The sequence below is a fragment of the Nostoc sp. FACHB-152 genome, from assembly GCF_014697475.1.
In the GTDB taxonomy this organism is placed as follows: Bacteria; Cyanobacteriota; Cyanobacteriia; order Cyanobacteriales; family Nostocaceae; genus Nostoc_B.
The window spans coordinates 1-19837 of the sequence record NZ_JACJRV010000077.1 but is presented as its reverse complement, the minus strand read 5'-3'; the positions used below and the strand labels follow the sequence as shown (position 1 = coordinate 19837).

At 41.7% G+C, this 19837-nt stretch carries 25 protein-coding genes and 2 pseudogenes; 7 read left to right on the top strand and 20 right to left on the bottom strand.

The window, feature by feature from the left end; genetic code table 11:
• Positions 1 to 219 precede the first annotated feature (219 nt).
• The gene (locus H6G76_RS29890; protein WP_313934854.1) at positions 220 to 765 is read left to right on the top strand and encodes a DUF1579 domain-containing protein; all 546 of its coding nucleotides are present in this window, start codon (positions 220 to 222) and stop codon (positions 763 to 765) included.
• Positions 766 to 1080: 315 nt separating this feature from the next.
• Here the strand turns inward: H6G76_RS29890 and H6G76_RS29885 are convergent, their stop codons facing one another.
• Positions 1081 to 1356, bottom strand: coding sequence for a hypothetical protein (locus H6G76_RS29885; RefSeq protein ID WP_190709119.1), 276 nt, complete (start codon positions 1354 to 1356; stop codon positions 1081 to 1083).
• Positions 1357 to 1588: 232 nt separating this feature from the next.
• Between H6G76_RS29885 and tumA the strand changes: the two genes are divergently transcribed.
• Together tumA and tumE are read left to right on the top strand one after the other, a co-directional pair.
• Positions 1589 to 1819, top strand: coding sequence for an antitoxin TumA (gene tumA / locus H6G76_RS29880; protein ID WP_190709117.1), 231 nt, complete (start codon positions 1589 to 1591; stop codon positions 1817 to 1819).
• Complete coding sequence (tumE, locus tag H6G76_RS29875; protein WP_190709115.1) at positions 1809 to 2201, top strand: toxin TumE; 393 nt, start codon at positions 1809 to 1811, stop codon at positions 2199 to 2201. Before tumA ends, tumE begins: the two co-directional genes overlap by 11 nt.
• A gap of 264 nt (positions 2202 to 2465) precedes the next feature.
• Here the strand turns inward: tumE and H6G76_RS29870 are convergent, their stop codons facing one another.
• Positions 2466 to 3974, bottom strand: a complete 1509-nt coding sequence (locus H6G76_RS29870) for an aminotransferase class I/II-fold pyridoxal phosphate-dependent enzyme (protein ID WP_190709112.1) — start codon at positions 3972 to 3974, stop codon at positions 2466 to 2468.
• A gap of 220 nt (positions 3975 to 4194) precedes the next feature.
• Between H6G76_RS29870 and H6G76_RS29865 the strand changes: the two genes are divergently transcribed.
• The 4 genes from H6G76_RS29865 to H6G76_RS29850 all read left to right on the top strand — a co-directional run bounded on the left by H6G76_RS29865 (position 4195) and on the right by H6G76_RS29850 (position 5790).
• On the top strand, positions 4195 to 4422 hold the full coding sequence (locus tag H6G76_RS29865) for a hypothetical protein (protein WP_190709110.1): 228 nt from the start codon (positions 4195 to 4197) through the stop codon (positions 4420 to 4422).
• On the top strand, positions 4412 to 5332 hold the full coding sequence (locus H6G76_RS29860) for a DMT family transporter (protein ID WP_190709108.1): 921 nt from the start codon (positions 4412 to 4414) through the stop codon (positions 5330 to 5332). Before H6G76_RS29865 ends, H6G76_RS29860 begins: the two co-directional genes overlap by 11 nt.
• A 109-nt stretch (positions 5333 to 5441) precedes the next feature.
• Positions 5442 to 5705 carry a hypothetical protein gene (locus tag H6G76_RS29855; RefSeq protein WP_190709106.1) on the top strand — a complete coding sequence of 88 codons (264 nt, stop codon included), beginning with the start codon at positions 5442 to 5444 and terminating at the stop codon, positions 5703 to 5705.
• Entirely contained in the window at positions 5686 to 5790 is a 105-nt protein-coding gene (locus H6G76_RS29850) for a hypothetical protein (protein WP_242056572.1), read from the top strand. The genes H6G76_RS29855 and H6G76_RS29850 overlap by 20 nt, the downstream gene beginning before the upstream one ends.
• A 14-nt stretch (positions 5791 to 5804) precedes the next feature.
• Here the strand turns inward: H6G76_RS29850 and H6G76_RS29845 are convergent, their stop codons facing one another.
• The 18 genes and pseudogenes from H6G76_RS29845 to H6G76_RS29755 all read right to left on the bottom strand — a co-directional run.
• Entirely contained in the window at positions 5805 to 9299 is a 3495-nt protein-coding gene (locus H6G76_RS29845) for a plasmid replication protein, CyRepA1 family (RefSeq protein WP_242056571.1), read from the bottom strand.
• 193 nt (positions 9300 to 9492) lie between these two features.
• The gene (locus tag H6G76_RS29840; RefSeq protein ID WP_190709104.1) at positions 9493 to 9903 is read right to left on the bottom strand and encodes a hypothetical protein; all 411 of its coding nucleotides are present in this window, start codon (positions 9901 to 9903) and stop codon (positions 9493 to 9495) included.
• A 179-nt stretch (positions 9904 to 10082) separates the two neighbouring features.
• Positions 10083 to 10679 carry an alpha-ketoglutarate-dependent dioxygenase AlkB gene (locus H6G76_RS29835; protein ID WP_190709102.1) on the bottom strand — a complete coding sequence of 199 codons (597 nt, stop codon included), beginning with the start codon at positions 10677 to 10679 and terminating at the stop codon, positions 10083 to 10085.
• Between the two features lie 454 nt (positions 10680 to 11133).
• Complete coding sequence (locus H6G76_RS29830) at positions 11134 to 12027, bottom strand: hypothetical protein (RefSeq protein WP_190709100.1); 894 nt, start codon at positions 12025 to 12027, stop codon at positions 11134 to 11136.
• A 42-nt stretch (positions 12028 to 12069) separates the two neighbouring features.
• Complete coding sequence (locus H6G76_RS29825; RefSeq protein ID WP_190709097.1) at positions 12070 to 12528, bottom strand: DUF1392 domain-containing protein; 459 nt, start codon at positions 12526 to 12528, stop codon at positions 12070 to 12072.
• On the bottom strand, positions 12525 to 12779 hold the full coding sequence (locus tag H6G76_RS29820; protein ID WP_190709096.1) for a hypothetical protein: 255 nt from the start codon (positions 12777 to 12779) through the stop codon (positions 12525 to 12527). The genes H6G76_RS29825 and H6G76_RS29820 overlap by 4 nt, the downstream gene beginning before the upstream one ends.
• Complete coding sequence (locus tag H6G76_RS29815; RefSeq protein ID WP_190709094.1) at positions 12776 to 13174, bottom strand: hypothetical protein; 399 nt, start codon at positions 13172 to 13174, stop codon at positions 12776 to 12778. Before H6G76_RS29815 ends, H6G76_RS29820 begins: the two co-directional genes overlap by 4 nt.
• A gap of 107 nt (positions 13175 to 13281) precedes the next feature.
• On the bottom strand, positions 13282 to 14097 hold the full coding sequence (locus H6G76_RS29810) for a hypothetical protein (RefSeq protein WP_190709092.1): 816 nt from the start codon (positions 14095 to 14097) through the stop codon (positions 13282 to 13284).
• 94 nt (positions 14098 to 14191) lie between these two features.
• The gene (locus H6G76_RS29805) at positions 14192 to 14566 is read right to left on the bottom strand and encodes a hypothetical protein (RefSeq protein ID WP_190709090.1); all 375 of its coding nucleotides are present in this window, start codon (positions 14564 to 14566) and stop codon (positions 14192 to 14194) included.
• Positions 14567 to 14705: 139 nt separating this feature from the next.
• The gene (locus H6G76_RS29800) at positions 14706 to 14903 is read right to left on the bottom strand and encodes a hypothetical protein (protein ID WP_190709088.1); all 198 of its coding nucleotides are present in this window, start codon (positions 14901 to 14903) and stop codon (positions 14706 to 14708) included.
• A 21-nt stretch (positions 14904 to 14924) separates the two neighbouring features.
• A complete protein-coding gene (locus H6G76_RS29795; protein WP_190709086.1) occupies positions 14925 to 15122 on the bottom strand; it encodes a hypothetical protein in 198 nt (65 codons plus the stop codon).
• Complete coding sequence (locus tag H6G76_RS29790) at positions 15115 to 15441, bottom strand: hypothetical protein (RefSeq protein ID WP_190709084.1); 327 nt, start codon at positions 15439 to 15441, stop codon at positions 15115 to 15117. The genes H6G76_RS29795 and H6G76_RS29790 overlap by 8 nt, the downstream gene beginning before the upstream one ends.
• Positions 15442 to 15541: 100 nt before the next feature.
• Positions 15542 to 15802: a hypothetical protein gene (locus H6G76_RS29785; RefSeq protein WP_190709082.1), complete on the bottom strand. Its 261-nt coding sequence runs from the start codon at positions 15800 to 15802 to the stop codon at positions 15542 to 15544.
• Between the two features lie 137 nt (positions 15803 to 15939).
• Positions 15940 to 16536: a hypothetical protein gene (locus H6G76_RS29780; protein ID WP_190709080.1), complete on the bottom strand. Its 597-nt coding sequence runs from the start codon at positions 16534 to 16536 to the stop codon at positions 15940 to 15942.
• A 105-nt stretch (positions 16537 to 16641) separates the two neighbouring features.
• Positions 16642 to 16965: a helix-turn-helix transcriptional regulator gene (locus H6G76_RS29775; RefSeq protein ID WP_190709078.1), complete on the bottom strand. Its 324-nt coding sequence runs from the start codon at positions 16963 to 16965 to the stop codon at positions 16642 to 16644.
• A gap of 600 nt (positions 16966 to 17565) precedes the next feature.
• Positions 17566 to 18084, bottom strand: a pseudogene (locus H6G76_RS29770) (IS630 family transposase); the annotation flags it as partial.
• A 149-nt stretch (positions 18085 to 18233) separates the two neighbouring features.
• Entirely contained in the window at positions 18234 to 18389 is a 156-nt protein-coding gene (locus H6G76_RS38295) for a hypothetical protein (RefSeq protein WP_397333991.1), read from the bottom strand.
• Between the two features lie 374 nt (positions 18390 to 18763).
• Positions 18764 to 19738 (bottom strand): annotated as a pseudogene (locus tag H6G76_RS29755) (IS630 family transposase); the annotation flags it as partial.
• Positions 19739 to 19837: the final 99 nt, after the last annotated feature.

Genomic DNA, 19837 nt, shown 5'->3' with positions numbered 1-19837 from the left:
TCCAGTAAAGCTCACCATCAGCAATGCCAACGGTGTCGTGATTCGACAGTAGAACGTTTTCGTCAATCTGCCAGTTATAAACCTCGATTAGACAATTTATGATAGTATTTGTGTACTACAAAGTCGAGAATTTCCATCATTTTGCGCCGTTTCTAGCCCCTTGAGGTGGCTTTGCTGACGGTGTGGCAATTCGCGTTAATCGCATTCCTTAATTTCTCAATGATTGATTCATCAAAAGGAGATAAAGCAATGGAGACAGCCAAAACAAGACAGGAGCCAACAATGAATACTGAGCCACAAAAGGAACATCAATGGCTACAGAAACTCGTCGGTGAGTGGACTTATGAAACAGAGGCAATGATGAGTCCAGATCATCCCCCTGAAAGAGCAACAGGAACAGAAAGCGTGCGCTCAATCGGTGGACTCTGGGTTATAGGTGAAGGACAAGGAGAAATGCCCTGTGGTGGTGCGGCAACAATGATAATAACGCTCGGATATGACCCGCAAAAGCAACGCTATGTAGGCACCTGGGTTGGGTCAATGATGACTTATTTATGGTTGTACGACGGTGAATTGGACGCGGCTAAAAACATACTAACGCTCAATTCTGACGGGCCTGCGATGACGGGCGATGAGAAAATGACAAAGTACACAGATGTAATAGAGTTCAAGAGTCATAATCATCGGGTGATGACATCTCATGTACTCGGCGATGATGGGCAGTGGCATCAGTTTATGACCGTAGACTCTTGGCGAAAGCAGTAGCAGAATGCTGAGTCAGAAAGGTAGTAGTTTACCAACCCAGAATTGCTGTGTAGACTTAGCAAGGGAGCCGGGGGGAATGAAGGTACTTTCTCCCCTGCCCCTCTGCTTGTCCACCACGCGCTCGTTGTCTTGGCAGACTAGTAGACAGGATGGAGGCAATAGCCAATGACTAATAAAGTAGTATTGATGAATATTTTGTGGATTTAGTCAAGCAAGAGGCGTTGTTGCGTGAATAGGCAAAATGGTAAATTTGACCTATCGCCTATGTTGTCTTGCCCCCTAGCCCAACAATGAAGACGAAAGCACAGTACAAAGTTAAGAATTAGAACGCTGATGATGTGTGCCTAAAGCAACGAGGCAGTATAACTTTCTGGGTGAACGAAGACATAATCGAGCAGTGGCGCAATCAAAAATCACATCCCGCCCATCATCAGCAGCCACAAACTGGTAAACACACTCCCGCTTACCCCTTGACCCCAACCGACCAACATACGGTAGCTGCAAGTCAATTTTGTCCAATAATTTCTGTGCGATGCCTGCGGCAAGCTGAAGCGGGAAAGCCATAGAAGTAAGTTTTTCTGAAATAGTCACTGACAAAACATCCTCTAACCCGCATTTCTCACAAGCTCATGAAGCGTTTGATGATGAGTAATAAGTAATAAGTAATAAGTAATGAGTAATAAGTTAAGAATTTTACTCATTACTCCTTACTCACTACTCATTACTCCTCCATTCGAGGTGTGGTGAGAAATCCGGGTCTAAGATGTCTACTAATATCTGGACTATACTAATAACCAGAACATGATTATTTTAGAATAAAGAAATGCGTAAACAAACCATTCAATATACATCATCGTTAGATGCTCTGCTTGCTGTTGCCAAGCGACTTAGTGTGTATGAGAACCATCAAAAAATGGACTCAGAAGATTTTTTTTACCAATATACTCAGGGAGTATTATCAGATGATGTCCTATTTATAGAATGGGCAAATGATTACCGTCATTACCTGGCTTTGCGGCAAGAAATAGAACAAAGATTGAACTATGCTGCCTAATATTCTATCTGATTACCTCAATCAAGTAGAACAAGCAATTGTTCAATGTCAGAATGTTTATGTAGAACGTTATGAAGAAGAAATTTTAACATCACAACGGGCAAATTTAAGAATTAGACTGCGCTTCAATCAGACACATTTATTAGAAATAAATGAAGCTTTATTAATCACAGGCAATCAGCTAGAATTTCTCGACTATCGTTACCATTTTCAAGATGAACGAAGTTGCTTAGTTTTTCGTTATGATAATACACCTCACTTTCCCAATCTTTCTACTTTTCCCCACCACAAGCATTTACCAGATGATGTGATAAGTTCTGACAAACCTGAAATTACTCAAGTATTAAAAGAAGCAACAGAGTTATTAACGCTTAACTCTTAATAGGGAGTTGATTTGCCAAAGGTTTGGTAATTTTGATATGTTGCTGAATTTTAGAGAATAAGCATAACAACGCAAACTAAACTACCGCCTTCCTCACACACCACAAATTTACAACCGTCTGCAAGTAGTTTATCATCGTCAAAACCCCACAACTCATCCCAACCACTGTACCCAATCGGGAGCCTGTGCCACTGATATGTTTGTATACATTCAATTATAGTAACTTGGATTTGGAAGGCAGAACTGACGGTATAATAAACACAATTAAGAAAAAATAGACGATACAGGTAAGCGTTGAGATGGTACACATTTACTGGTGAAATTGGCAGTTGAGTATTTTTTGATCAGTTGACCAAGAATCTTAATTCCATGCTCAATATCTTCTGGTGTCTGAGAAAAGTTCAAGCGCATCGCCGGATAACCTTGTCCTAAAAAAAATGCAGCACCACTAGCAACCAGGACATTGTGAGATAAAGCCTGAGAGCAAATCTCCCCAATGGGTAAATGACTTGGCAGATGAGTCCACAGAAATAAACCGCCTTGAGGAACTGTCCAGGAGATCGCTTCAGGAAAGTAGTTCTCTAGAGCTTGCAACATCACATTTCGACTTTGCAAGTTACTGACACGTAAACGATTGAGGTGGCGGCGGTAATGTCCTGTTGCTAAAAACTCACTCACAATTGCCTGAGACACTGTAGACACATGCAAGTCATTGAGTAACTTATGCTTCACTAAAGGTTGATGATGTTCACCTGTGACCACCATGTACCCAACCCGTAATCCCGGCATAAGAGTTTTTGAAAATGTACTGATGTAAGTAACTAAATTATGACGATCCAGTGCCTTGATGGGAGGTGGAACAGGTTGAAACTTTAATCCTTCGTAAGCATTATCCTCCAAAATCAAACACTCATACTGTTGTGCCAACATTAGTAAGGTTTGCCGATGAGCAAGGGATGTTGTAATTCCAGTTGGGTTGTGTAAAGTGCTAATAGTGTAAATTAATTTTGGTCGATGAGTTTTAAGATACTGCTCCAGCAATTCCAGATTCATTCCCTCGGCAGTCATGGGAATCCCGATGACCTTCGCCTGTAAACTTTCGAGGATTCCTAATGCACCATGATAGGTCGGTGTTTCTACAATCACCCAATCATCTTTTTGCAAATAATATTGCATTGCTAAAGATAGGGCTTGCTGTGAGCCAGTGGTAATAATTACTTCTGCTGGCGAAACATCTAATCCTTGCCCAATTAACATCTGAGCAATCAGTTGTCGTAATATCAGTTGTCCTTGAGGGAAGTCTTCTCTTAAAAAGGTATCTCCCGCTTTCACTAATGCTCGTTTAGCAATCCGTTGAAGATTATCTGAGATAGTAGTAGAAGGAAAACCTGAACTAAATTCAATCATGCCCCCTTGTCTTCGAGCTTGAATTGAATTTGTATATTGCTCGAAAAATGAACCTCCACCTTGTAAAATTATGACTTCTTGAGATGGGGCAAAAGTTGAACGAGAGATCGGCTCTAGGCATGGTGTTATTGTTCGGTTGACAAAATATCCCGAACCCGGACGAGCATGAATTAATCCATCAGCTTCTAACAGACTATATGCTTCAATTACAGTCAACTTGTTAACTCCTATATTTGTAGACATCGCCCGAATAGAAGGCAGCTTTTGTCCATTCACTATTTTTTCAGATTGAATTAAACGAGCCAGATAATTGCGAATCTGAATATATATCGGCGTTGGTGAGTTTCGCTCTAAGAGAATGTTCACAGTGCGTTTGTTTTTTCAAAAGATAACTCAGGGCTATAGGCAATATAAAAGATTTTTCTTCGCCTGAACTGGTACAGTTGAGTTGATTTTAACTAGAACAGTTGAAAATCCTGTGACTGTACTAGTTAAAAGTGGATAAATCTGTACCTTCTCATAGAGACGCTAATCAGCGAATCTAAAAAATATCGGATGCTCGAATCAGCCAAAAAGGATAATTCTGATGAAGATATTTGATAGATGGCCGCTACTGGAATTAAAACTTGCTCAAGCTTGGCACAATTTAGTTAGATTCATGACAACCAGTTCTCAATTACAAGTTTGGCAAACTCCAGTTGCTAATGGGGATTGCTCTTGGCACGCTTATGACCCGATGACTGGACGTAGTGCTTGTTTTGGTTCTGAAGCTGAAATGCGAATCTGGATTGAAACACAATATTATGTTAAATAAGCCAGGACTGGTGCAAAAAACCAACATTTATCGCATTCATCCAGAAACGCTAGGACTAGGGTATGGCTTTTTGGGTGTATTGGGATTTAGCCTGACTTTACCAGCAACTCGTGTTGCTGTTGTTGACCTCTCTCCAACTTTTGTCGGTCTGGGACGTGCGGTTGTTGCTTCTATTTTGGCAGTGCTTGTTTTATGGGTGACTCGCCAACCTTTACCACACAGTAAATACTGGAGCAGCTTACTGGTAGTGACTGGTGGGGTAGTTTTAGGTTTTCCATTGCTATCAGCTTGGGCAATGCAACAATTACCCGCAACTCATGGTGCAGTAGTGATTGGGCTGATTCCTTTAGCAACGGCTATTGCTGCCACAATTAAAGGTAGAGAGCGTCCTTCGGCTCAGTTTTGGTTTGCTAGTGTTTTCGGTAGTACGACTGTTGTTTTGTTTGCTTTTACCTCTGGTACTGGTCAAATCCAAATGGCAGATTTAATTTTGTTAGGTGCAGTAGTTGCAGCTGCGATTGGCTATGCCCAAGGAGGACATTTAGCCCAGATTTTAGGCGGATGGCAAGTAATTTGTTGGGCTTTAGTTATTGCATTGCCGATTTTGCTGATTCCTGTGAGCTACACAGTTTTTCAACACCCATTAGTAGCTTCATGGAGTGCTTGGCTAGGTTTTAGTTATCTCAGCATTTTCAGCCAGTTCCTCGCCTTCTTTGCTTGGTATCACGGTATGGGCATCTCTGGTGTTGCCAGGGTTAGCCAACTCCAGCTACTACAACCGTTTTTGACTATTATCTTCTCTAATTTATTGCTAGACGAACAAATTACACTATCAATGCTGGTAGCCTCTGGTATCGTAATTACCAGTATCGCTCTGGGAAAAAAAGCATTAATTAAACGAGCGATTTAACAAGTGATTAATTATACAACAAACATCCTAGAGCAAAGTATTTACTGGGAATCCCCTAACTAAACTGGGGAGAGTTAAGCCCAATTATGAAAAAGTAGACTATCACGAGATGAAATCTATTATTACTCAAGCAACTAACGACACCCAAGCAACTGCGTCCTCTTTTCTACCGCAGGCATATTTGAAAGGACGTTTTCTCCCCTTCGCTCAAGCTCAAATTTCGATTGCTACTCATGCACTTCATTATGGGACAGCTGTTTTGGGTGGAATTCGCGGATTGCCAGCATCAAATAACCCTAATCGCATTTTACTGTTCCGATTAGACGCTCACTGTCAAGGATTTTCAGGATTATTTGATTTTTTATCGGATTGAGGAGACTAGGATTGAGATTCTGCGGGTATTTCATGGGGCAAGAGATTTAGCAAATGTACTTAGTGAATTAGATCAAGAGCTTTAACCCAACTCAAAAATTCACCCCATCCACAGCATCCAATCGGGAGCCTGTGCCACCAATTGGCCAAACATTTGGGGTTCATTTTCTTCCATCTGCACCATCACACCCCATCGCTCATCAGGAGTTAGGGAACTTAAAAACTCTTTGACTGCATCAACCCCAATTCCTAACCGTTCCATGAACCTTGCAGTATAAGTTTTAACCTGCTTCCACCATAAATATATGGGGTTTTCTTGTCCGTCCACACCCCCCCAATTATTACTTCCATTTTTATTAACGGGGGGGTTGGACGGAGCATTGATGCCATACATAGTCTGCATTCTAGCTGCATAAGCTGCCTGAAGTGCTTGTTCTTCCTGCCGTCTTCGCTCTTTCTCCTCACGCTGCCGTTGCCGATACTCTAAAACCTGCTTCGCAAAAGCCACATCTTCTTGGTTGAGTCGATAATACCGAATCCGCACGCCATTCTCATAAGGTCGTCTTGATATGGTAGACAAACCAAGTTGCGAAAGATACTGGCTCAAAATCCATATGGGAGATTCATCAAGTGGGATGGTCAAATTGAGGATACCCTTAATATGTGGCACATTGCGCTTGGAGAAATCTGCCATTGCTGCCAGAGTAGGTTCGTTCCCGATAATCTCCAACCCGGCCATCAAGTCCATCAATATCGCCTGTAGTCCTAAACGATGACGTATTAACCAGGATGTGGAGTGATTGCCCCAGTCGGTACAAATGGGTAGGCGATCTCGCTCGGATTTATCTCGTTGTGCAACCACATCAGGTGGCGTAAGGACTTCTCGCCCGTGTTCGTCGGTAATAACCTCCCTTGGGGAAGCTAAAATTCCTTCGAGTGCAGTTAACTTTTTAATCAACCGCCCACCATCATCTTTCTCGACTAATTCAGGAGTGACAGTCATCCCGTAAGTATCCTGAATGCGGAACTTCTCGCATTCTAATGCCTCTTCTGGCTTGAGATAATCTTGGTGTTGTCTAGATGTGTACGTTTTTCTATCAATATCCTTGGCATTGGCTACTTTTTGATAATGCTCCTGATCAATAGCATTCCCCGCAGCTTTCATCCAACGAGCCGCCCATTCATCAGGAGTATCACCGGCTGGCACAATCGTATTGCCCATTTCCACCAGGAGCGATCGCAAGTCGGCACGTAAATTGTTGATAGACCAGTTTCGCTGTGCTTCAATCTGACAAGAAGTATCCAATGCCCAATCTTTCTCTGCACCACGCGCGCCCGTTTCTTTGTCGATGCGGATTAAGAAAGCCGTCATTTCATTCTTCTGGAGAATTTTCTCCTTAATATGACGGGCTTTAGTTTCGGCATAACCAAAGGGAGGATGAGGTGCAACCCAAACGTGCATCGGTACGTTAGGACGATATCGCCACAACTGTTGAGCGCATTCGGTGGCTGATTGCGAAACAGCATGAAATACACCAAACACAGCATCAAAATGATAAGCAGAAATATCAACACCCGTACCAAGACTGGGGGTAGCTAATAAAGCATCGATATCTTTGATGGCGGTATTAATCTCCCGAATGAAGTAAACATTCTCGTCACTGCCACTATTTTCCGAATGAATTGTCCAAATTCGCAACTGTTTATCTTCGTCTGACTCTGGTGTATCATCACCTTTTAATGCCTCAAGCCCATTCAATGCTCTTTCCAACTTTTTGATGAAACGTTTAGAATCGCTGACCAGCATCACTTTCTTGCCCAACAAAAGTTGTGCGTGGAATGCGGCAACAATTGCACTACTGTTGGGGCTTTCATACCAGTACACTTGACGACCACCAGAGCGATACTCGTTTTTGATAATGTATGGTTGTTCTCCTTGGGGTCGCATCCGCATGAAAAAGTCGATGGTCAAATCATCTAAGTGGGCATCTGCTAAAACAACCAATTTGGCATTGTAGACTAAGAATTCTAATACTTCTAAGATAGCTCCCCGGTGTTCTTTGCAGGTTTTGGATTTGAGCAAGTGAGCCAGATATTGACAAGCTTCATCTATAAATAGAACGTCATAAGCTTGCAAATTATTCGCCATCTTGTACAAAGAGTCTACAGTGATACTGAGAGCTTTGGCCTTTGCCCAATCCCCAGATGCTAAAGCAGAATACATTGCCGTCTTTAGGCGATCGCTGAGGTTTTTTAACAGACTTACCCGATGCCCGTTGTTCAAAAAACTGAGATCGGGGTTTTCTTTCCTGAGAGTGACCAAGAGTTCGGTCTTCCCTGTTCCCATATCAGAAGCCAAACATACTACCCCTGATTTTGGTAATGTATGGATGGCTTGGGATAAGTAGCGGGTATTGACAGTAATATCGGGTTTGTACTTCTTCAAACCTCTGGGCTGCTTGTAGAAAAACCGTTGGCAATATTCGCTTAGGGTTAAGGCATCAGCAATCATGGTGGCGACGGCTTTTTCGGCTTTGCTGCTCAATGCGACAACCCAATCATCAATTCCTTTTTCTGGCCCTGGTAACAATGCAACAACGCATTCGCAATTCAAATCGATGATAGTATTGCCAGTACGACGTATGGCTTGAAAAACTTGCCATTGGGTTTTGGGCTTGGTTTCGTAGTCAAACAAGATGACGAATTTTCTACCGTCTTGCGCCATTGGGACTAAATCGGGATGCAGTCGCTCGAAGTCTTCTTTGCCCACTCGACCGTTCCAAATCCCCGGCAGTGCGATCGCCGCATAGCCCAAGGACAGCATACAACCTGTCTTTTTTTCTCCTTCTGTAAGAAATAGAGGAATTTGGGGATGTGCCATTACCCAAGCCCAAAAACCGATGGCTTCCCCTTCTGGTGTGATGACGATGTTTTCGGGCATTGGAACATCATAACGAAGAGATATTTTTTGCCAGATATGCAGGGGAACTCTAAAATACGTGACGCGATTGGGAGTTTTTGCTGGGGATTCGTATTTAATTACTTTTTGAATTTCCGCGTTGGTGTTTTTATCCCATTCCAATCGAGGAGTATCGGGTTTCATACGACCCCACTCCATCGGAAGCCAGTTGTTGTGAGGGTCGAGTCCACTTGACCACCATGCGCTGTTTATGTGAGCGTATCGTCTCAATTCACCATCTCGCAATCGCCCATCGTTGCGTCTAGCGGTTGGGGGTAGAGCATACGTTAGATACTCGTAAATTTCATCTCCTTCTAAAGAACGGACATTGAGAGTGGTGATTGTGGGGTCAACTGCGGAATTGACTACCCATTCGTGCCAATGTCTTGGTGATAGTTGATGATTCGAGCATTGATCTGCATCGATAATGTTTGTGTGATGAGTTTTATTGGGCTTGGGTAGTGGCAGTAAATTGAGATCAGGTTTTGTGAGTTGTTGGTAATTACTGATGATATTTGCAATCTGATTTTGTGATTGTTCGTTGATCTGATTATCAGTAGTTGGTTGAGAAATATCGGACATTTGAGCCTTGCCGTAGTTGGGGTCTAATTGACGGCGGCGTTTAGCTTCTCCCATAACCTTTTACCCGTTGAAAGTGAATGAAGAGGAATCGTTTGTTGTGTAACAACATGGTCATTTAGTTTGATTACAAAAAACAGAATTGCTCCCGGTTTAAAACAGAAGAGAACAGTGTACAAGAGCGTCCGGGAGCAAATGTTTTGACTTTGTAAGAAAAGGTATTAAGGATCAATCTTTGTCCCTTGAGCAATTACCTAAAAAAGTCTAAGATTACAAGTTCTTCCATAGTTTTTATGACTGTGACTTCCATGATGGAGAAGTCAGGCGACAGCAACATTAACAGGTCAACTTCTGGGTCTAGCTTTCGGATTTTGTAAGCGAGTTGTCTATTTTTTGCAACAAGCAGTTTGTAATCCTTCCAAGTATCACAAGTAATAATAATTGCCAAACCAGAAACGACTTTGAATGGATTAAGTTGCAATGCCCCACCAGGTTGCCGTAAGAATTTAGCTCCTGACAGAACAGTTCGTAACTTGCCTAGACTAAATGAAAGGACAAAATTTCTAATCCACGCCTCCAATTTTTCCATCTCGGTTTGAGCAGAGGTAAGATTGGGGTCTATAGGGTTCGGCTCTGATAGACGACGTTTAACTTTGACCATATAGGACTCCTTGAAGGTAAAAATAAATCAAGTTGAGTTGTTATATTCGAGAGGTTTAGATAAGCGATGGCACAGTATTTTGGTGTTATTTGGTTGTATGAAATTCTGATTGCTGATTCCTTGTTAGTAGTACAAGTGAACTAAGCGAAGGTATTATACATGATGAGAGAGAATCATAATTATTTACCTCCAACGTGTGGTCGGAACGTCAGATTGATCCTCGTCCGAACAACTTTGGTCGTCTTCGGAACCTGATGCACATGAGTAGACTGACATCCTGGGTGCATCAAAAGCAGACTGCCGTGTTCCAACCAAAAGTCAGTGGGACGGCCACCTATCGGTTTAATCTGGAATTTGCGTGTTGCACCAAGACTGATTGACGCGATCGCCGGATCTAGTCCCATTGATGAGTCATTGTCCGAATGCCACGCGATGGAATCTGAGCCTGTACGATATTGGTTGCCGATAACGATGCGGAAGTTATAGCCTGTGAATGCGATAATTCTGTCTCGCAGTTCGGCCAGTTGATCAGTCCAGGGTAGGGGTTTGAGCAGTACGCTTTTGGAATAGTAGTAATTGCAGCCCTTGTCACCGTATAAGCACTCCAACCGAGGCACATCTGTTGTCTTCCCCAGCATTCTGATGTGATTCTGTTGCCATTGCAGTTGTAAACAATGCTGGTAAAGTTCGTTTGCTTCTTGGATGGACAAGAATTCTGGGTAGTAGGTGACGGGTAGGGTTGGTGTGGATTCAGGAAATAATGTGAGTTGTTGCATATTTATTTGGGTTGCTTTGATTTGAGTCAAGGGTTAGTGTTATCCGGTGCTTGAGTAGTTAAAACAAAAACTGATAGCCTAAGATTAGATTCGGCACAATTACAACCAGACAGCGATCTCATTCAAATAGGAGTGCGGTCGCTTTTTACTTTTTGAGTAGTGCTAATTATTTGCCCAAAGCTAGGCATATCGTTCTCCTGAATTTGAAAGAGTAGTGATCGTGTATCTGGATGATTGTTTTAGTTCTTGGAAAAATGCGGAATTTGGGTGGCAATGGTGAATCACTAAATATTCAAGATGTCCTCTTGCAATCGCTGCTGTTTGGTGTGCGGTTGCTTTTTACTTTTTGACTGTTGCCATACAGTCATCTCAAAAGATTTTTAGCCGTAAAAAGAAAAACTGATACACTAACGAATGAATGCTTAAGCACGTACCATCAATGTGCGATCGCTTTTTACTTTTTGACTAATCTCATCCCCTTCTTATTACTGAAAGCCCCAGCCTGCCTTAGTGCTGCTGTTGGGTTCGGATGTGCAAAGAACTCCTCAATTGCTTTAGTTAATCCCGAAGCGATCGCAGGGTCATGACAAGCGTAGATGTAGACTGACTGTTGAGTGCCGTTGACCAAACGATTTTCTTGGCGATCTCCCAGGTGTGGGTAAAATGTGCGAACCCAAGTACCTAAATGCCCACGATAGTGCGAACCGTGCAGAGGTACTTTCTTGCCAAGCTCAATTTCTGCAAAGTTCACCACGCCCATCCATTTTTCAGAAGTCCCACAAAGTGCTTGCCTGTTATGTTCAGACAAAAGGTTTGCGGCAAAGTCTTTGAAATGCTGTTCAATATATGGATTGAGTTTGCCCCCGGTGAGGTCAGCTAAAGTTTTCATCGCTTCCACTAAAGTCTGCAAACGTTGTTCCACTGGAGGCAGGGCAGGGGTGGGTGGTTGTTCGGGTTGCTGCTCTTTCTTTGTCCAGCCCAACTTTTCTTGAATCCAGGCTCGGATACCAATAGTGTTGAATGAACGGCATACCAATCTTGCTTGTGGGTTACAATACCTGCCAGCTTCAAAGGCGTAGTATTCTATGATGATTGCGATCGCTATGTCGGGAATCCCATTTGTTTTCCACTCTTTTAGTTCCGCAGATTGAAAACCATGCTGTATAAGCATTAGGGCTAATTTGGAAGGTTTTTGTTCCGCGTTCTCTAGCGTATGGCGAATCGCTTTTTCATCAACTCCTGCCAGTCTTGCAGTTGCTCTGATGCTGGCTTTAGCTTTACCCGATGCGTCAACTTCTATTTCTTGTTTAATCTGTTCGATGATTTGGGCTATTTCAATAGGAGACATAGTTTTTAGTGGTGTGATGAGTAAAAAGTGTTGTGTGTAGACTTAGACATTCACCCGCACTAAGTCTTCTTCTCGTACCAGTGAAAATCTATTGGTCATAGTCGATGGTGGAGAAAAACTAGGTGAAGCCAACTCGACCAAATAGAACCAGGATTTTTCGATTAGTTCAATGCCCAGAATCAGCCTTTGCTTAGTGCCGCGAGCGCAAAATTGCAACATGACGCGCTCACCCAACACGAAAGCAGGTTTAGTCAAAGTGCTGGGTTGTATATGCCCAGTGCCGATTAGCTGATGTTTTGTCGTGTAGATAATGTCTTTTTTGATATCCACAGCATAATCCCAGGATTCTTGATACCACTGCACCCCGCAGCAGTAGCCGAATGTCTGATAACTTCTGATGTAAACTTTCTCAAACAAGTTGACTTCAACAGGTGGTATAGCTTGCCCCCAAGGTGGTGAGAGAAACCAGCATCTTTCTAAATCTGTGATTTGTTCTGTCATACATTTTTCCCCAGTAAACAATTAATGGCTTGGGTATCAATGGCAGCAATGCGTTTTCTAATTTGATGAGGTGGATTTTCTAGAAACTGTTTAAGATTGCCTGGTTTGACTTGATAGTATTTGGGGCAACTTTGATTTGCCTTGAGCCAGCCTCTTTGAATCCAATGGCGAACGGTTAATAAATTTAATGAGAGAATACTGGCGATTTGATGGCAGGTATAATTTTCTGGGCTAGTTAAAGTTTTAGTCATACTTTGTTCCCCACAAGATAATTAATGGCTTCAGGGTCAAGTGATTCGATGCGTTCTTTAATAGGCTGTGGCGGATTTTCAAGAAACTGTTTGAGATGCCATGTTCTAACTTGGTAACAGCTTGCAGATCGCTTGCTAGCTTTGAGCCATCCAAGACGCACCCATCTACAGATAGTAGAGAAACTCAAACGCAGGACTTTGGCAATTTCTTTGCAACTATAGTTATCAAGTGTGGGGCGTGTAGAGTAGCCCAAACGATTTAATTTCAGCTTAATTGCCATAGTTGAACGATGATATCCTCGCCTTTTTAACATCCTGGCGATTTGCTCTTTGGTGTACAAATCAGCCTTTTGTTCAAGGATTGCAATCTCTTCTTTAGACCATTTAGCACTCATTTTCTACCTCCAACTTTTCATCCAAATTCATCGGGTGAGAATAAGTAGTAAGGGTGTCGAGTGTGGAATCTAAGAATGAACCTCCAACCCTACCTTCTTCTCTCTGTTTAAGCCGCCCCTGCTTTCGCTGTAGTTAACTGCTGCATCCATGAGCGTATTGTTGCCAGTTCTTCAGCCCCACTTGCGATCGCATCAATCACTTGCTTTGGATATGAAGATTCAGCATCATTCGGGTTTTCAAACTTATCCGCCGCCCATGCCAAACACATAGTTTTTACTAGAGAGTCAACCTTGTTGGCAGGTAATAAACTCGGACGATCCACATCTTGAAACTGCAAATACTCCCGTACCAAATCAAGCGGATAATTTAACAAAGTCCGAATCTGTTTCACCCGCATATCTTGAGGATGCGGTGGTTGTTCTGGTGTTAACGAAAGGGGTGCAGATGTCTCAGTTAACCGCGATTGAATTTCAGTAATGAGCGATGCCCAATCAGCATTAGGATTCCATTCACGGCGGATTCTGACTTTAGTAGCCGCATCATATAAGCGACAGAACACCGTATTTTCTTCACCACTAGTAACAGCAATAGTTAAGGGTTTAGTGAAGTTTTGTACAAGTGATGCAGCTAATAAAAATGTCTTGGAAAAATTTGTTTCTATGCCAGTTCTGATAATGTAGACTTCATCAGATGCAAAAACAATATCTAACTTGATATTATCCTTGCCTTTGAATTCTTTGGCTGTCACTCGAAGTTCTGATAAATAACCAGTTAACCCACGTTGTTGTACTGGGATGGTCTTATCTTGATCAATGTTGAAGTGATACCACAAGAAAGATTCGCCGCTTGATTCCCCATTTTTGACATATAGGTAAATAGGTTCTGGGGGATTACAAAGACCTAGTTTGATTTCATTACTCATTTCTTAACCTCTGCATTTATGGAGTGTGCAATAATTTAATTCACCTTGAAAAATTGCCTTAAATTCCTTAATTAGCAAAAGTCTGGAAACCTATTCAGGCTTTTGCTTCTTCATGTTCTTGATGGTTCCAAAGCTCAAAAAAGTAGCGTAATTCTTCAATACTGTTGATAACTGTCTCCCACAAGTAAGGAAATAATTTACTTATTGTTTGAGTCTGTAGTTGAGAGCAAATGATTAATCTGTCTTGCTGCGGAATCAGAACTATAATGTATCGACGGCGTTTGTTGCTCTTAATTCTGTAACCAGAGTATTGATTACGCTGAACAAATTCGTAATCCGCGTATTCTTCAATGTAATCTTTGGCTAGAGAATACAAATCAGTAGATTGCGTTAATACTCTAATTTCCGTAGAAAGAATAACAGCCTTATCATCGACAATTTCAACAATTTGGTTGATTTCAAACTTCATCTTTCTCAATCCTCAGCGTTGATGTGTAATAATGAAGCTTCTCTAGCAATGCGCTATTTTCTGCCACTAGCGATCGCCCCAACATAAGCACTCATTGAAGCGATGTCTACGACAAGCCGCTTTGCGTCTACGCTATTTCCTAATCAACACTCTGGGATACAATTGCAGGCTGTTGATTGGTTTCAAGTTCGCATTTCAAATACGAGAGTGCCGTTTGAGCATCCCCAATTGTTAAATCTGGCTGATAATCAAGTGCTTGGTAATCGGGGTGTTTTTCTATTTGAGATATCAAATATTGAGCCGATTCAACTAATAGTAGCAATGGAGGTAAATCCATTTGAGTTTCTCCCTTCTGGAACTAAAATTTTTCAACAACTGCCAACAAAAAGCCGTGTCCAGTGTTCTTGATTTGTGCCTGTTTCTTGTCTAATAAATGCTGAATGATTGTGTTAGAAAACTGAATTCGGTGCAGAGGAATAGTACCACCAGAACCTTTGAGTGAGTGTAGTAATCTGGCGGCTGTCCGTTCAACGTAATAATCGACAACCTTAGCCATCGCTTGAACCTCCTGTGATAGCCACTAGTTGCTGTTGAAGTGATTTGATTTGCTGTTGATGTTGTTTAATCTCGACTTGTATTTGCGCCTGTATCTGGGCAACAGAAAGCGTTTGAAGTTCCTTGTCAGAATAATGCTTAACTTCATCAGAATATTTATGAGGCATTACTATATATCGCCAGCCGTGACCATATTCGTAAGCCAGTTGAGTATCGGCGGGGTAGTATTCGAGTCCGAGGATGATTCCCTGCTGTGTGCGTTGATCAAAGGTAAAGCGGGGGTAATCCCAGTGTTTGGGAATGGATATTGTGGGTTGCATAGATGGATTGGTGAATGAATGATTGGGGAAGGGGGAAAGGGCAAGGGGGAAGGGAATAAGAACTGTCCTTTAACCTTTCCCCTTTAACCTTTTCCCTGAGTCACGCTGCAATGTTTTCGTCAGTTTTGTCGTCCAGACTTGCAGCTAGGAGAAAATCATCGAGTGCCACTACTGCGTTCAGTGGTTCGGCGTACTGCTGATTATCAATTTCGTTTGACCAATGCGTTAAATGCTCAAAAACCAAACCCAGCATCTGTTCACCCTTGTAAATTCGGTAGAGCCTGGGACAAGCACCAGAACAGTAAATCAGGGTGTAATCAGCAATTTTGATTACCTCTGCATTTGAGTCTGTAGGTGGCAAAAGCATTGGTTCACAGCATTCGCCCCAACCATAACAATTCGCAATTTCCAGTTACGCTCCTTCGTCGCTAACGCTTTGCTAACGCAATTCGCAATTGAACTAACTGCGAGTTGCGAATTGCGAATTGCGAATTGGTGTTATGCCGCTACAGCCTGTCTAATTCCCAGTTGGGCGATCGCAGCATCAATATCAACAGCCGTGCGACTGCCCCCCAACTGGCTTATTCGGCTATACCATTGACCTTGAAGGTTGCAGCCGAGGAAGCCCAAACGCTGGCGGTTCACATATAAGGTTGTGCTGAAGGAAAGCCAGTCAATCTCGCCATGTGTCAGCCCGTATTTCTGACAAGCTGTTTCTAATTCTTCGCTGAGGCGTTCGTTCCGTTCTCTGGGGGTTTCAGGTAGGGTTGCCTTAACTTCTTGTACTCTTGCAGCGAACCAGTTCCGCTCGAATGGCAATCGTCCACCATCTTTTAGCTGCACCCATACAGTGATTCCGCCTTCGATCCAGAGAGTACGGATCGATTCGGGATCTACTTCGATGATCTCGCCAATGATGCGACGGTCACGAGATGTTAGCGGATCTGTGGTTGGTGCTACCGCTTGCGCTTGCTCCGCAACGTACTTGTTCAGTTCGGCTTGAGCAATTGCTTGTTCGTCGGTGGCAGTAATTCTTTTGAGGTGCGGTAGGGTGCTACGGACGAGCGGTTGCTGGGCGGGGGTAGTATAAGGCATAATAGAATTCCTTAAACATAAGGGCAAAGGGCAATCGCAGAAGTTTTCCAGGCTAAGTCGGTTGTCCTTTGTTTTGTCTCTCACATTTTACATATTTTATGGAAATTATTCAACGCTTACAGATGAAATTTTTTGTAACAAAGGGTAACTAAGGGTTTGTGATACAACAGGATAAAACGCCCTCAGTTCGATTCCTAAAATTTGACAATATTTCAAAATAAGAGACAAAGAAACAGACCGATCTCCTTTACCCTTCCATTTCTCTATTTTATGAATTAACTGTTGAGAGCAGGGTTCTCCAAGCTTTGTAATTGCTTGTGCTACTTCTTCCCTAGATAGTTTTTTATCTTCTCTTTGTTGAAATAAAAATTCACCATATTCCTGTCCCCAGTCAATCCGGGATACCAAATCTAAAGGTATTCCTTGCATTACGATTTCTCTCACTGCATACTCCTATATTTACACAAGCTGTGGAAATAGTGGTATACTCCTTCTATGAAGTATGTAAAACCTAAGCAGTAATAGCGTAGAGCTTAAATCGTAAAAGCGATCGCTCTAAATTTGTGCTGATTTTTAAAACTCACATTTAGCTAACTAAAGCGAAGTACTTGGTAACACGTTAGGGTAACAGAGAACGTGCTGATGCTGAAGGGCTGAGTAATGTAAGTTATTTGCTGCAAGGTACTTACAGGCAGCGATCGCAGGCACACTTAATGCCCACACTGGTTGCAGCAAGCCATTTTTGAACTGAGGCGTGTGGTTTTACAGGTGGCGATCGCAGGGGGGTAATGCTTGCAGTGGATGGCTGATGCCATCCACGAAATGAAGTATGGTTTTACTGGTGGCAATTGCAGGCACAACTAAGAGCCTGTAAAGAAATAACTTTTACAATTTGCTATCTATAATCTTGCCAAATCAAGTATTTTTAGCAAAAAAAAGGAAGGTTGTTTTTTGACAATTTCTATTGCCCACACAGGACTGTATCAAACCATCCACGTACTACTAGTCTGCCAAGAAAACTTTGCTAAATTAAATGCTCGGATATAAACGCTGCATTTTTTGACGTGCATCCTTAGTTTTAAAACCCCAATAAACACTAGCTTTTTGTTGATTACGTTGTGCCTCCCAAGCGGCAATTTCAGAAGATAATGTCTCTACATCAGGAATACGCCGTTCTAGACATTGGCGGGATAAAACAGATAATTCAATTTCTACTTGAATTAACCAAGACGCGTGTTTAGGGGTGTAGTGAAACTCTAATTTTTGAATAATTCGGCGTGCTTCTTGGGGAGAAAAAACTTCGTATAATACACTTGGGGTATGAATATTTAGGTTATCAACAACTAAACGAACCACATTAGCTTTGGGGTAATAAACATCTACCAAGTCTTTTAATTGTTTTGCAAAGTCGATTTTAGTACGACGCTGTGTGACTTCAATATGTCTCCACCCGGCTAAAGGTTCAAAAAAGGCGAATAAATTTACGACTCCATTACGTTTGTATTCATAGTCATAACGTTCAGGCTGACCTGGTTCTGCGGGTATTGGTTTTCTAACTTCTTCTACTAATTAATATGGGCGTTCGTCCAAGCAAAGTACAGGTTTCTTCGGATTGTATGGCTCATTATATAAATCCAAAACATCTTCCATTCGGCACACAAATTCTGCATTTACTTCGGGAATGCACCACTGTTCTTTTAACCACGGTTTGATTTCATTTTTTTTAGAGTCTGGCGTATTGTTTCGTCGGAAATTGAATCTACTACCCCAAGGTTTATTAGGTGATCTGCTAATAATTGCATTGTCCAACGTACTCTTCCTTCTGGTGGGTTAGAACAAGCAGTCGCAATCAAAAATGCTTCTTGTTTTTCATCTAATTTTTTCGGTTTTGGTGGATTGCTAATTGTTTTAACTTCATTGATTAATCTCCTAATAGAAATAAAACTTACGCGAGGTAGTTCGCCTGTATATTACTGTGTTGTTATTCCTTAGAGGTTAAGAAAACAATAAATAGTGAGAGTCGAAGGTAAAAAAACAATTTAGGTCAAAGCTTTCGGAGAAATTCAATGTTTCCTAAATATTGATTTGACACTCTTAAGAATAAAGAAATTAGTTTATACACACAACGTCAAAGCTGAAAATTGGTTTTCCAATTTTGGAATCTTTTGACTAGATGGATGTCTAAGCCAGGAGGTTGACTTCCTAGCTTCGGTAAGCTAATCAGCATTTAAGCTGCAACATAGTTCATATTGCCCTTGTTTTTGATTCTCCGATGCCACTTAATGACTAACTCACCTTGATTTAATAACCTATCTAGTAAAGATTTCAATTCGTCTACTGATTTAAATAAACGATGAGCAATATATTCTTTACATGAATGCCAAACTAATTCAATAATGTTGTAGTCAGGACTGTAATGCGGCAAAAATTCTAATACAAAATTCGGAAACTCTTCAGATATTTTAGCTATAATATCTTTGCACTTATGAAAACTAGCATTGTCTAAAATTAAAATAATCTTAGGGCCATAGTTGGAGAAATCTTCCGGGTGGTTTCCTTTACTTACCCACTCTTGTTTAATTAATTCATTTAATTGTTGTAATTGCTCGTAAAAAATATCTGCATTCCCTTTTTTCACAAAAAAGCATACCCGTTTTCGATCTAATTCTCTGATTGCTCCCATCACATTTACCCGACCGCAACGTCTTTGTCCTGAAACAGAGTTGCGTTTTCCTTTTTTCCCCCAACCTTTGCGACGAATCACACGTAAACTGAACCCACTCTCATCCCAAAACCATACCTGTAAACGTTCTGGCTGTTCTCTTGCAATGGATAAATATTGAGCCAGCTTCTCTTTAAACTTAGCTCTTTCAATTCGGTTTTGTTTATCTTCTAGACCATATTTATACCAAATATAACTATACTTTTTTCGCTTTAATATTCTCCTCACCTGAGAGCTACTTAAATCAATCCCTGTTTTCTGATTTAAATATGTGGCTAATCTCTCTGCCGTCCATTTACCAAAGTCGTAACCTAAATCTGAGGGTTATTGATCAACAGTTTTTAATAATAGTTCAATATATTCAGGCGTAGCTTTTCTGTAATGTTCATACTCTCTTTTATTATGTAAAGTTTCTAGATTGTCTGGATCGCCGTGCATACACCAATATGCTACTGTTCGGGGCGAACATCCTAAAAATCTTAAGGGGCTACAAAAAGGGCTAGAATGCAGACAGAATAAGTCTCATAGCTCTTTGACCTTGTTGGTAGAAAGGACGCTTATTAGGACTTAATGTCAATA

Coding starts and splice junctions, on each gene's coding strand:
- H6G76_RS29890 (WP_313934854.1), top strand. CDS start 220: ATGATTGATTCATCAAAAGGAGATAAAGCAATGGAGACAGCCAAAACA.
- tumA (WP_190709117.1), top strand. CDS start 1,589: ATGCGTAAACAAACCATTCAATATACATCATCGTTAGATGCTCTGCTT.
- tumE (WP_190709115.1), top strand. CDS start 1,809: ATGCTGCCTAATATTCTATCTGATTACCTCAATCAAGTAGAACAAGCA.
- H6G76_RS29865 (WP_190709110.1), top strand. CDS start 4,195: ATGAAGATATTTGATAGATGGCCGCTACTGGAATTAAAACTTGCTCAA.
- H6G76_RS29860 (WP_190709108.1), top strand. CDS start 4,412: ATGTTAAATAAGCCAGGACTGGTGCAAAAAACCAACATTTATCGCATT.
- H6G76_RS29855 (WP_190709106.1), top strand. CDS start 5,442: ATGAAATCTATTATTACTCAAGCAACTAACGACACCCAAGCAACTGCG.
- H6G76_RS29845 (WP_242056571.1), bottom strand. CDS start 9,299: ATGGGAGAAGCTAAACGCCGCCGTCAATTAGACCCCAACTACGGCAAG.
- H6G76_RS29840 (WP_190709104.1), bottom strand. CDS start 9,903: ATGGTCAAAGTTAAACGTCGTCTATCAGAGCCGAACCCTATAGACCCC.
- H6G76_RS29835 (WP_190709102.1), bottom strand. CDS start 10,679: ATGCAACAACTCACATTATTTCCTGAATCCACACCAACCCTACCCGTC.
- H6G76_RS29830 (WP_190709100.1), bottom strand. CDS start 12,027: ATGTCTCCTATTGAAATAGCCCAAATCATCGAACAGATTAAACAAGAA.
- H6G76_RS29825 (WP_190709097.1), bottom strand. CDS start 12,528: ATGACAGAACAAATCACAGATTTAGAAAGATGCTGGTTTCTCTCACCA.
- H6G76_RS29820 (WP_190709096.1), bottom strand. CDS start 12,779: ATGACTAAAACTTTAACTAGCCCAGAAAATTATACCTGCCATCAAATC.
- H6G76_RS29815 (WP_190709094.1), bottom strand. CDS start 13,174: ATGAGTGCTAAATGGTCTAAAGAAGAGATTGCAATCCTTGAACAAAAG.
- H6G76_RS29810 (WP_190709092.1), bottom strand. CDS start 14,097: ATGAGTAATGAAATCAAACTAGGTCTTTGTAATCCCCCAGAACCTATT.
- H6G76_RS29805 (WP_190709090.1), bottom strand. CDS start 14,566: ATGAAGTTTGAAATCAACCAAATTGTTGAAATTGTCGATGATAAGGCT.
- H6G76_RS29800 (WP_190709088.1), bottom strand. CDS start 14,903: ATGGATTTACCTCCATTGCTACTATTAGTTGAATCGGCTCAATATTTG.
- H6G76_RS29795 (WP_190709086.1), bottom strand. CDS start 15,122: ATGGCTAAGGTTGTCGATTATTACGTTGAACGGACAGCCGCCAGATTA.
- H6G76_RS29790 (WP_190709084.1), bottom strand. CDS start 15,441: ATGCAACCCACAATATCCATTCCCAAACACTGGGATTACCCCCGCTTT.
- H6G76_RS29780 (WP_190709080.1), bottom strand. CDS start 16,536: ATGCCTTATACTACCCCCGCCCAGCAACCGCTCGTCCGTAGCACCCTA.
- H6G76_RS29775 (WP_190709078.1), bottom strand. CDS start 16,965: ATGCAAGGAATACCTTTAGATTTGGTATCCCGGATTGACTGGGGACAG.